Source organism: Prolixibacter sp. NT017, from assembly GCF_009617875.1.
Classification (GTDB): Bacteria; Bacteroidota; Bacteroidia; order Bacteroidales; family Prolixibacteraceae; genus Prolixibacter.
Genome location: NZ_BLAV01000001.1, coordinates 2,799,143 through 2,811,550 on the forward strand (window position 1 = coordinate 2,799,143; position 12,408 = coordinate 2,811,550).

Here is a 12,408-nt window from a genome sequence, read left to right on the forward strand (position 1 = left end):
GATAATAAACATGACGAAATTGAAAATTTGGAGTTTACTTATTTTATGGTTTTGTATCGGAACCGGAATGCTGCAGGCACAGCCTTCGCTGAACGATTACCTGAATTTTGCTTACGCGAATAATCCTTCACTAAAAAGTGGGAAGAATGCGGTGAAGTCTGCAAGCATCGACAGTGCGTTGGTGCGCTCGCAGTTTGGTCTCCAAATTGGCTTTCAGGGTGATGCCAGCTATTATCCCACCAATGGAAAGTGGGGCTACGATGTGGCCATTTCCAACAAGGGAATGCTGGGTTCGGTGGTCAACTTCGACCAGGCCATCCCGTTTCAGAACCAGATGAAACCACAGTTGAACGCAGCCTCCCTCACCCGGCAGAAGGCTGTCAATTCGCTGCAGCTAACGCAAAAACAGATCAAACGAAACGTCACCCGGCAGTATCTGGTCACTTATGGAGACCAGTTGCAATACCGCTACAATCGCGAAGTACTGGACACATTACAGAACGAATCGAGTGTACTACTGGAACTGACCCGCGCCAATGTATATCAGCAAACCGATTACCTCGCCTTCCTCACCAACGTGCGAAAGCAGGCCTTACTGGTGACACAGGCCCGTACTCAACTGCTGAACGACTTATCGCAATTGCGGAATTTGTGTGGCATCACCGATTCAGGTGTTGTAGCACTTCCAGCGCCGCAAATGATTCCTGGAGGCTCGCAAATGACGTCTCCCACCGCGTTCCTGAAACAGTATCAACTCGACAGTCTCCGGTTGTTAAATCAGCAGGAAATTAACAAACAGCAATATCAGCCCAAACTGAAATTGCATGCCGACGCCGGCTACATGTCCTCGTTTGAGAAGACACCCGGAACCAACTTTGGTGGCGGCGCCGGACTGAGCCTCTCCATTCCCATCTATGATGGCCATCAAAAAGAGTTGAAACAGCAACAACTGATACTGCAACAGGAAGATTTGGCGGCGCAGCGCAGTTATTTCCAACACCAATACAATCAGCAAATCAATGAACTGTTCCGGCAGCTCGGCCAAATGGAAAGCCAGCAAACCGATGTGAATGATCAGCTCAAGATGGTGAACCAACTTATCCGGGCCAACCGCAAACTGGTGTCACAGGGCACGGTCTCCATTCCGCAGTATTTCATGGTCATTCAGAATTTCATCGATCTGAAGAACGAACAGAGCCTCATCCGGGTAAAGCGGTGGCTCATCATCAACGAAATCAATTACTGGACGGAATAACCGTTCCGGAAAAACGATATACAAACGAATTTGTCAGGTATGCCATTCATGAAAAGAAATAGTATCCGTTTTTCATTGTTAACTCAACGCTATTTGATGGCCGGAGCCATTGTGCTCGCCGCTTTGACTTTCAGCGGATGCGGTCAAAAGAAATCAGCTCCGACGGCCGACTCGTCGGCTCCGCTGCCCGAGGTTCAGGTAACCCATGTCAGGCAAGGGACCGTCCAACAAACCGTACAACTCAATGCTACAGCCGTCTTCCGTCGACAGCATGTACTGAAATCACCGGTCACCGGATACGTCGTGAAGTCGTTTGCCGAACCGGGGCAAATGGTCCGGAAAGGTGACCCGGTTTTCGTCATCGAAACGAAAGAATCAAGAGCATTGGGCAACAGCCTGGATAGTCTGAACCGGAAACTCGGCTTGTCGGGAAGGATGACCATCCGCGCCAGCGTATCGGGTTACGTGGCAGCCATCAGTCACCAAACCGGAGACTTTGTCCCGGAAGGGGAACCGCTGGCAACCATCAACGACCGGAACAGTATGGTCTTCATTCTGAATGTACCGGTGGAATGGCCGTCTATTATTCGCCACGGAGAATCGCTTCCCGTGCAACTACCTGACGGGCGAAAACTTACCGGAGTGGTCACCGAAACATTGCCGTCAGTCGACCAGGCAGCGCAGACCCGCCAGGTAATTGTCCGCGTGGAAAATGCCGGCGTCGTTCCGGAAGGTCTTATTGCCAAAGTATCATTAGTACAACAGGAGAAAGCGGGTGCCCAAATTCTTCCGAAAGCCGCCGTTTTGGCCAATGAAACAGAAAACCATTTCTGGGTGATGAAGATGCACGGAAAGGAAACGGCCGTGAAAGTTCCGGTAACTACCGGCATCCAGACAGCTGATAGCGTGGAGATCCTTGCCCCGCAGTTCCAGCCATCTGATGAAATCCTGACGACCGGCAATTACGGTGTCCCTGACACGCTGAATGTAAAAGTGATTCGCTAATCACGAAACTTTTTCTATCGATGAACATCAAAGACTTTTATACTGCATTTAAAAAACCGGTCACCTTTTTCCTGGCTGTTGTTCTGCTGGGAGGTGTCTATTTTTATTCCAAACTTCAGGTTTCCCTTTTCCCGGAAGTTACATTCCCAAAAGTAAAGGTGATTGCTGATGCCGGACTGCAACCCGCCAACCGGATGATGGTGACGGTGACGCGTCCAATGGAAAATGCCATTAAACAGGTCCCCGGTCTGAAGATGATTCGCAGCACCACCAGCCGGGGCAGTTGCGAGATATCAGCGTTTCTGGACTGGAACTCGAACGTCAGTTTAAGTCAGTTGCAAATACAATCGCGCATCAACCAGATTCGGGATCAGCTTCCGAGTAATATCAGCATCACGGTGGAAAAAATGACGCCTTCCATCCTGCCGGTCATTGGTTACTCGCTGGAAAGCAAAAGCCGTTCGCTCATCGATTTGAAATACATGGCCACCTACCAGGTGAAGCCTTTTCTCTCTCAGGCTGATGGTGTGGCTTCGGTAGCAATCCTTGGCGGGAAACAGAAGGAGTACCGCTTCATTCCCGATAGGCAGAAGATGAGCAGCCTCGGTATCACATTAGCAACATTAAAGAGTCGCTTCGAGGCTACGGGTTTCATCCGCTCCAACGGCTTTCTCCCCGACTACCGGCGACTGTATCTCAGTGTGACGGACGCATCGATGCACGATAAATCGGACGTGGAAAACATGGTGGTGAAGAATGACGGCAACCGCGTTATTCTCCTGAAAGATTTGGGCCAGATCAAGATTGAGAAGGCCACCGAGTATATTAAAGTCAATGCCAACGGAAGAGAAGGCGTGCTGGTGAATATTGTGAAGCAACCGGGCGCCAACCTGATTTCGACCACCGATGCCGTGCAGAAGAAATTGGCACAACTGCGGAATTCACTTCCAAAAGATGTGACCATCAAACCGTATTACGTCCAGGCTGATTTCGTCAACAGCTCCATCCGGAGTGTGATGGATGCATTCTGGATTGGACTGGTACTGGCGATTGTTGTAGCGCTCATTTTCCTGCGTTCGGCGAAAGCCGGAAGTACCATCCTCATAGTCATTCCCATTACGCTGGGGGCTACGCTAACAGTTCTCTATACGCTGGGATACACCTTTAATATCATGACGCTGGGAGCGCTGGTGGCAGCCATGGGACTCATCATCGATGATGCTGTGGTCGTCATCGAACAAATTCATCGAACACACGAGGAACATCCCGACGTTCATTCCCGCGAACTGGTCGGCAAAGCTATCCGGTACCTATTTCCGGCCATGGTAGGCTCGTCGCTCAGCACCATCGTTATTTTCATGCCTTTCGGCCTGATGTCGGGTGTAGCGGGTGCCTACTTCCACATCATGACCAACACCATGATGATTACACTCATCTGTTCGTTCCTGGTGACGTGGCTGGGCTTGCCCGTGGTTTATCTGCTGCTTTCGGGTAAACCCAAAAAGAAAGCGGCCCAACAAGAAGCCCATGTATTGAAACAGCAAACCTGGGTAAAGTTTTTCACTCACCGGGCTTACATCAACGTGCTGATTGTGGTGTTACTGCTGGGCGCTATTGTCTGGATTTACCCGCGACTGGAAACCGGTTTCCTTCCGCAAATGGATGAAGGAAGTATCGTGCTCGACTATAATTCACCGCCCGGCGCCTCACTGGATGCGACCAATAAAATGCTGCAGGAGGTAGACAAGATTATTACGGCAGTACCGGAAGTAAAAGCCTATTCCCGGCGTACCGGAGCACAAATGGGCTTCTTCATTACCGAGCCCAACCGGGGCGATTACCTGATCGAGCTGAAAGACCACCGGAAAAGAACCACGGAAGAAGTGATCAATGATATCCGCCAAAAAGTGGATGCCAAAGTACCCGGACTGACCACCGATTACGGACAGGTCATCGGGGACATGCTGGGGGACCTGACTACTTCTGTTCAACCTATTGTCATTAAGATATTCGGAAGCGATGATCAAAAGTTACGGACACTCGCGCAACGAGTCGATACGCTGGTATCGAAGGTGAAGGGTACGGCTGATGTGTTCGATGGTATCGTCATTGCCGGCCCATCCATTTCGATTGTGCCCAATTACATAGCCATGGCCCGCTACGGCATCACAGCCGATGACCTCCAGTACCAAATGCAGGCTGCGGTGGAGGGAAACGTAGTCGGTGATATCTTTAACGGAAACTATATCTCGAACATCCGCATCATCGACCACGATAGTACCAATGTTGACCTGACCCGGCTGAGGAATCTCAAGGTATTTATGCCGGGTGGTCAGCTTATTCCGCTCTCACGCGTCGCTAATATTAAATTTCACACGGGTGAATCGGAGATTGAGCGCGAAAACCTGCAAAACATGTACGGTGTGACAGCCCGTCTGGCCGGCCGCGACCTGGGTAGTGTCATGAGCGACATCAAAGCAACCATTCAATCCAATTTGGTCATTCCCCATGGTTACAACATTGAATATGGAGGCGCTTACATTCAGCAGCAACAATCATTCAAAGAGTTGCTGACGATTCTGATTATTGCCAGCATGCTGGTATTCGGCGTTATCCTGTTCATGTTCCGGGAACTGAAGGCCCCACTCATCATTCTGCTCATTTCGGTGCTTGGGTTATCCGGAGGTTTCCTGGCACTCTACCTGACGCATACGCCGCTTAATGTCGGAAGTTATACGGGCCTTATCATGATTGTGGGTATCATTGGTGAGAATGCCATTTTCACCTATATGCTGTTCAAGCGCGCCTTTAAGGATACCGGTAAGGTGCATGAATCCATTACTCATGCCATCAGTGTCCGGCTGCGCCCCAACCTCATGACAGCTCTTTGTGCCATCACGGCCCTGGCTCCTTTGGCATTGGGAATCGGTACCGGTGCACAGCTGCACCAACCGCTGGCCATTGCCGTTGTTGGCGGCTTTATCGTAGCCCTTCCTTTGTTGCTGATTGTTTTGCCGGGATTGCTGAGTATAACGCATAAGAATAAGGAGAAATAGGTTTCAGGTTGTGCTTCGCGGTTTCAGGTTAGAAGAGTTTCAGATTAGGCTTTCCTGTTACTGTTGTTTCTGTTGTTCCTATAGTTTCTGTTGTTAGCTCAAGGCCATCCGATTCACTCATCGATCAAAGCCACTCTTTGTGTCAGAGAGAGGTTGGGATGAGTATTATAATTAGTTTCAGATCGCGCTTTATCCGGCAGTGCCGGATGAATATTCTTCACCCCCAATTAATTTGGGGGTTGTGAACACCTCCTTTGCGACCAACCCCGAAGCGGGTTGAACGAAAGCAGCTAATTCAACTCCTGAACGGAGTTGCGGTTGAACCTGAATTGCTTTTCCACCGGTTTCACCGGCGGTGAAGAATAATTTATCCCTGACGGGAATCCTCTACGCCGCTGCGAAAACGGTCTATCGAAGTCGAACAACAGAAACTTCATCGAACATGAAACCTAAACCTCATATCGATGCGTTGTGTTTGACCTTCATCGCTCCTGTTTTTTTCCCTAACTTTCACCTGCTAACGAAACACCGCTAAACCATGAAACAATTCTTATTACCCACACTGATAATGGCGTTTATGATGACTGGAAATTCACAGGCTGCCAACGATGTTTTCCCGGCCATCGGGGCACAGGTGATCATCGAACCGGGACAGACTCCTGAAGAAGTAGATACCTGGTTCCGTATTCTGGAAGATCAGGACATGCACTTCTGCCGCATCCGGATGTTTGAGACACACATGCACCATCCGGACGGAACCTGGGACTTCTCGTTGTACGATGATGCTTTCCGGGCCGCCGAAAAACACCATGTAAAGATTTATGCCACACTATTCCCCGCTACCAATACCGTTGGTGGTGTCAAGTTTCCCGAAAGTGAAACACATCTTGCGGAGATTCAGGAATACATCCGGCAAATGGTAACGCATTTCAAATCATTTCCGTCTCTTTACGGCTGGGTGCTCATCAATGAGCCGGGCGTGGGCGGACAAGCAGCCGACAATGCGTTCACCCGGAAAAAGTTTGCGGAATGGAAAGCTCAGCAAACAGAACCTGCCTACAAAAGCAAAGGATATGCCCGTGTTACGTTCGACGACCAGCGTTTTCTGCTCTACTATAACACCTGGTTTCTCGATTGGATTGCCAAAGAGATTCAAGCTATTGACCCAAAACGGCCGTTGCATGTCAATAATCACCAGATATTCGTCAATGTGGCGGAATATGATTTCCCAGCCTGGCGGAAATTCCTCACGACTTTGGGCGCGTCCGCACATCCCAGCTGGCATTTCGGTTATTTTACCCGTCAGCAATATGCGTTGGCGATGTCGGCCAATTGTGATATCATCCGTTCGGGTGCCGGGAACATTCCTTTCTGGGTCACCGAGCTGCAGGGAGGCAACAACACTTACAGCGGATTTCATCCCTTTTGTCCTACCGGCGAAGAGATTGACCAATGGTTGTGGACCAGCATCGGAAGCGGTGCGCAGGGCATCATCTTCTGGTGTTTGAATCCCCGGGCAACGGGTGCAGAGGCAGGAGAATGGGCCATGATCGATTTTCAGAACCAACCCACCGACCGGTTAATCGCCGCAGGTAACGTGCAGAAGGCTGTAACTGAACATGCCAATCTCTTTGCTGCTGCCCATCCGGTTCCTTCAGGGATTACGGTGATGTATAACCACGAATCATTGTGGATGGAGAAAGAGAGTCAGCTGCCGGGTGCGCCTACCGAAGGCGTGGAAGGCCGGGTAACCGGTGCAGTAATGAAATCGGCACTGGCCTATTACCAGGTTCTGAGCGAATCGGGCCTGACCTGCGACTTCTCTGAAATGGGCGAATACAACTGGAACGAACCCGATTACTCGGGCAAAGTGATCATCCTCGCTCATCAGATATCGCTGCCCTCGCGTTATTGGGACGGACTGACAAACTTTGTCGAACGTGGCGGGAAACTCATCGTGAGCGGCCTGACTGGTTTCTTCGACGAGAACATGCACAACATCATGAAGACCGGCTTCCCGTTGGAGAATCTTTTCGGCGGATGCCTGAAGGAGGTAAAAACCACGGCCGAACGTTTTGATGTAGAACTAACCAATCCTGCTCTTACGCTGCCGGCTCATCTTTGGTTATCGACTATTCATCAAACATCGGGCGAGACCATTGGCCTGTACGGCGACCAGGTGATTGCCGTCCGGAAACCAACCGGTAAAGGTGAAGTGGTTTGGGTTCCTTCCCTTATCGGGATGGGCTCGTGGCTGAACGATGATCATGCATTGGCGTCGTTTGTTACCGATGAAATAAAAACAGTAAGCGTGCCTTTCCGCTTTGCCGAACAGCAGCAAAACATTTTGATGAAAACGCTGCGGTCGGGCAATGATTACATCACGGTTTTGGTGAATAAATCGGGTAAAGAAACCACGGTGGCACTTCAGGCTCCCGATGGGTTCCAACCGAATGTTCTTTTCAACGACAAATCGGGCAAACCGGTCGACCGTTCTCATGTTCTCCTCGAACCGGAGGAAACAATGGTCCTACATTGGGCTCGCTAAAAAGGATTTATCTTTTAATACATTGAGTATTGGACGCAGCGAAGCGTAACCTAAAACGGCGCAACCGAACCTGAAAAAGGTCACAGCGCGGCCACAATTTATCGTGGCCCTACAGCCCCGGAACAACTTTGACCGTCTTCCGTCTAAAGTCTTTCCTCTGGTATCTCAATTCAAAAACTAAAAACTCTTCTAGCTACAGAAACCCCGAAGCACAACCTGAGACCTAGAATTTGAGAAGGTGAGAAAAGGAGAGTGAGCGAGAGGGAGAAAAAAGGCAAAAGTAAAAAGTCGGAGGCCAAAAGAAGCTTGAAGTGAAAAGGTACTGAGCGGCACATCATTCATCGGTGCCTTTGTGCACGTTGTGTTTTCCTTTGTGTCCCTCGCGGTTAAGGTTTTCTACCACTAAGGACGCTAAGTTTTACACAAAGAACACAAGGAAATCCTTCATCGAAGCCGAATAATAGTAACAACAGTAACCACAGAAACCGCGAAGTGCAACCTAAAACCTTGAAATCAATGAGAAATATAAATTAATGAACAATCGAAAGACCATTCCATATCGTCTAAGGTCTAATGTCTTTTTTCCAACAACAGCAACCCCGAAACCTGTAACTTGGAACCTGAAACCTCCGTCGCTTTTCTTATCTTTGCCTCTTCATTCCGTCGTGTGCCATTACCCGGCAGCGGCGCCAACAAAACGTTTATCGATGAAAAAAGTCTGGGAAGAATCCTTCAAGATAGCCTCCTATCATCTTGATTTTCAACAGGAGTTAAAACCTTCCGTTTTACAGCAATACTTCCAGGAAGCGGCCGGCAACCATGCCGAGAGCCTGGGAGCCGGTTACGACACCCTCATGGAACGTGAATTGTTCTGGGCCCTGTCGCGCATACGGATAGAGATTGAACGCATGCCCAAGTGGGGCGAAACCATTCGCATCGAGACCTGGCCCGTGGGACTTGAACGACTCTTCTTTCGTCGCGACTTCCGTATGTACGACGAGCAGGACAATGAAATCGTCCGTGGTGCATCGGGTTGGTTGCTGGTGAATGCAAAGACCATGCGCCCGCAACGGATGGCCGCTCTGGGTGTGGAAATACCCGATAATGCCGGAAAATTCGCGCTCGAAGGTTCCCTGCCCGACCGGATTTCACTCGAAAATCCCGAGCCCGCGTTCCGGAAAGTGATTCGTTACGACGAAATCGACATGAACATGCACGTGAACAACACCCGTTACCTCGATTGGGTGACCGATTGTTTCGATCGCGAGCATTACGAGCAGAATGCTCTCAGCGCTTTCTCGCTTGAATTCCTATCGGAAGTACGTTGGGGCGATGAGATGGAGATGCAAATCGAGCATAACGGCACCGATGCCTGGGTACAGGCCGTCGAGACCGCTTCCGCGAAAGCGTTATTCAAAGCCGAAGTGGAATGGCGGAAAAGAGACTAACTGCTCTTCCGCCGGAAGGCAATTAGCAATAAAAAAACAAACCAATAGCAGGGTGTGTTGCACCGCTGAGTCGATGCCCGGCTTTAGTAGTATGGATTACCGTCCTGCCACACACCCCATCTGCTATTGGCTGCCTGTCATCCCTCAAGCGAAATTATTTCTTCGGGATTTGTGGTTTTGCCTGTTCCAGGAAATATTGGTTCTTCAGTGAGTCCATCTGCTCAAACAGTTTGTCCATCTTGTCCATGTTGTTGGCAAACCGCTTGGAGAAAAAGTCTTTCCGGTAAAAATCGTACTTCAGCAGTGAATCCTGGAAGAACAGATCGTTGAAGAAGGGCTCTTCCGAGAATTTATACTTGCCGTTGAAATAGCGCTTGAACTGAGTCACTGCGCTGTCGCGCATAATCGAATCGTTCTGAAAGTTGGAATAGTAAGATGAATAAAGGGAATCGTATTTGACCAGATTACCGTTCTTATCGTACTTTTTTGTCACTTTGATATCGGTCTGAGGTTTATTCTGATCTTTCATTACTGTTTTCTTTCGCTCCTGTCCGTTGCAGCTGGCAAGTCCGATTGTCAGCAAGACAGCGACTAACATGAATCGCATCATAACTACACGGTTTTTAAGTTTGACATTCCTGGTATTTGTCGAACGACGTCTTCTGTTTCTCTTCGATGCCCGGATTTCCGCCCGGGGAAACGGAACATATTAGCCTGTCGGGATGAGGTTGACATGTTACAGGATTAGCCGCGTGGCGGCGGCGTATCGATGTGCCAGTAGAGACGCTCGAAAACACGAAAAACCGGATGCGTTAGAAAGTGGTCAGAGGCAGGTTGTAGCGGTTTGAATAAGCTTCTGTTCATCATCGCTGTGTCCTCCTTTTTTAGGTTCACTGAATTATCAGTGTCATGCTTAATAGTAGCAAACTTCACTCCATAAACACTGGGATTCAGCGGTCTGTTCGTTAAATGGCGTTAAGAAGGATTAAACTATCGGAAAAGGGCGATGGGTTGAAAGGGTTTCTGTCGTTACTATCGTTCTGTTCTTTCAGGAGATATCCCGAATGGGATAGAATGTTCTTCACCGCCCGGCGAAACCGGGGGAAGAGCAACCAGATACAACCCCAACTCCGAGAGGAGTTGAATTAGCCTGGAGTTGCGACCTTGCTGTTCAACCCCCTTCAGGGTTGTGCTCAAACAAAATCCTTATTGCATCTTGTACAATTACATTTTCGAAAACCACGCCTGCTTTTGATCAAAACCACACGTGGTTTGTCAGGAAATCAAACTCGATTTGGAACTGCTCAATATCAAACTCTTACCGCCCGATAATTTCATGCCTATGATTTTAGAATTTCATGCGCATCATTTTTAAAATCATGCTTATGTTTTTCCAATTTCATGCTTATGATTTTTCGGAACGATAAGCATGAAATAAAAACCTATCTGTTGGAGTGGAAGGTTTCAGGTTGCGCTTCGAGGTTTCTGTTGTTCGGTTTCGATGAAAATACCTTCTTTGCGTTCTTTGCGAAAATCTTTGCGGCCTTTGCGTGGAATTAGGAAAGTTTCAGGTTAGGCTGCGAGGTTGCTATTGTTCCTGTTGTTTCTGTTGTTCGGCTTCGATGAAGGATTTCCTTGTGCCCTCTGTGTAAAACTTAGTGTCCTTAGTGGTAGAAAACATTAACCACGAGGGACACAAAGGAAAACACAAGGTGCACAAAGGCACCGATGAATGATGTGCCGCGTAGTACCTTTTCACTTCAAGCTTCTTTTTACTTTTGCCTTTTTACCCCGATGCAAGGTCGGGATTTCGCTTCGCTCAACTTTTCACTTTAACCTTGCTTCCTTTTGCTTTCGCCTTTTCTCCTCTTCTCCCCATCTCCCTTTCTCTTTTCTACTCCTTCTCCCCCTTCACGCCGCTAACAATCCGGGACACAATTCCCTTTTCGTCGGTGAACTCGGCGATGAACACACCGGCCCAATGGATGACAATAAATGTCAGCAGGTAGTAGATGGACAGTTGATGAATTTCTTCCAGCGGCCTTCTCCAGTTTCCGGGACCCCACTCCATGAGCAGTCCGGTGGTTAACGATGCCACCACCAACACATAAAATACGATGTAGGTCCACTTCTTCAGTTTCTCTTTGGCCGGGAGTCCTTTCCCCAGCGGATTCTGAAACTTCATCTCACCAAACAGCGGAAGGGTGAAACGGATGGCGAACAGCCCCGTCAGGATGTAGCCGAGGTAGATGTGCCACTGCCACATGGGTTCCTGTATTTGGTGGGCCAACCCAAAGATTTGCCGTCGCGTGAGCGTTACACCCGCTCCTTTTAAATAGTTCTCGATGATACCGGCCATGTGGCGATTGCTCAGCCAGGTGGAACGTAAGAAGATGGTGATTAGCAGCAGCAGAAAGGAAATACCGATGGCCCAGTGAATGACCCGGTAGATTTTTGAGTACGTTGTTTTTTCCATAGTGTTTCTTTGGCAACAGAAAGCCCGTCCGGGTTGACCGCCTGGCACTTTTTGTTGCGGATATCTCTCATGATTTATGCTCTGTTTGACAAAATAGGAAAAATCTCCGAATACCCACTAGTGACTGAAGGTTTCGGGTTACGCTTCGCGGTTTCTGTTGTTAGCTTTCAATATTTTCTTGTTAAGCATTCCTTACCTATCATTTTGAAATCTCATGCGTATCATCTTTTAAATCATGCTTATGATTTCTCTTTTTGCCTGATTCTATTAATTTTATGTTTTGTGTTAATTGTATCTTTAATGATACTCAATACTTGAGACCAATGACACCAGACGAACTTTGGAATTTAGAACCTAAAGAATTTAATAAGTGGAGACGTGAAAATGATCTAAAATCACTTTTCAATCTATTTCAAGAAAAATTTCCTCTTTTTTCAGAATGGCTTTTAGAATATAACCTAACGGTTGACATTATTCTTGATACCGACAAGCCTGGTTTATTTATTGGAGAAAAAGGCGAATACATAATCCTGAAACCATAGCACTCTGACATTCAGTGTTTTGTTCAAAACAAAATAACTCAGGATTTCTTAACGAAGTCGAAAATAAGAGCATATTCA

Annotated in this window: 9 protein-coding genes; 6 read left to right on the forward strand and 3 right to left on the reverse strand. The window is 48.3% G+C overall.

What is annotated here, in order from left to right; translation table 11 throughout:
- Positions 1–10: 10 nt before the first annotated feature.
- The 5 genes from GJU87_RS11540 to GJU87_RS11560 all read left to right on the forward strand — a co-directional run bounded on the left by GJU87_RS11540 (position 11) and on the right by GJU87_RS11560 (position 9,312).
- Positions 11–1,255, forward strand: a complete 1,245-nt coding sequence (locus GJU87_RS11540; protein WP_194831515.1) for a TolC family protein — start codon at positions 11–13, stop codon at positions 1,253–1,255.
- A 39-nt stretch (positions 1,256–1,294) separates the two neighbouring features.
- The gene (locus tag GJU87_RS11545; RefSeq protein ID WP_153639663.1) at positions 1,295–2,260 is read left to right on the forward strand and encodes an efflux RND transporter periplasmic adaptor subunit; all 966 of its coding nucleotides are present in this window, start codon (positions 1,295–1,297) and stop codon (positions 2,258–2,260) included.
- Positions 2,261–2,280: 20 nt separating this feature from the next.
- Positions 2,281–5,316, forward strand: a complete 3,036-nt coding sequence (locus tag GJU87_RS11550) for an efflux RND transporter permease subunit (RefSeq protein ID WP_153639664.1) — start codon at positions 2,281–2,283, stop codon at positions 5,314–5,316.
- A 538-nt stretch (positions 5,317–5,854) separates the two neighbouring features.
- Positions 5,855–7,864, forward strand: a complete 2,010-nt coding sequence (locus tag GJU87_RS11555; RefSeq protein ID WP_153639665.1) for a beta-galactosidase trimerization domain-containing protein — start codon at positions 5,855–5,857, stop codon at positions 7,862–7,864.
- A 707-nt stretch (positions 7,865–8,571) separates the two neighbouring features.
- Complete coding sequence (locus GJU87_RS11560) at positions 8,572–9,312, forward strand: acyl-[acyl-carrier-protein] thioesterase (protein ID WP_194831516.1); 741 nt, start codon at positions 8,572–8,574, stop codon at positions 9,310–9,312.
- A gap of 154 nt (positions 9,313–9,466) precedes the next feature.
- On the opposite strand, the gene GJU87_RS11565 is transcribed toward GJU87_RS11560, so the two are convergent.
- The 3 genes from GJU87_RS11565 to GJU87_RS11570 form a co-directional block, all read right to left on the reverse strand.
- Entirely contained in the window at positions 9,467–9,922 is a 456-nt protein-coding gene (locus GJU87_RS11565; RefSeq protein ID WP_153639667.1) for a hypothetical protein, read from the reverse strand.
- A gap of 134 nt (positions 9,923–10,056) precedes the next feature.
- Positions 10,057–10,179, reverse strand: a complete 123-nt coding sequence (locus GJU87_RS21600) for a hypothetical protein (RefSeq protein WP_255454209.1) — start codon at positions 10,177–10,179, stop codon at positions 10,057–10,059.
- Between the two features lie 1,027 nt (positions 10,180–11,206).
- Entirely contained in the window at positions 11,207–11,788 is a 582-nt protein-coding gene (locus GJU87_RS11570) for a cytochrome b/b6 domain-containing protein (RefSeq protein ID WP_153639668.1), read from the reverse strand.
- A 323-nt stretch (positions 11,789–12,111) separates the two neighbouring features.
- On the opposite strand from GJU87_RS11570, the gene GJU87_RS11575 reads away from it, so the two are divergent.
- Complete coding sequence (locus tag GJU87_RS11575; RefSeq protein ID WP_153639669.1) at positions 12,112–12,330, forward strand: hypothetical protein; 219 nt, start codon at positions 12,112–12,114, stop codon at positions 12,328–12,330.
- Positions 12,331–12,408: the final 78 nt, after the last annotated feature.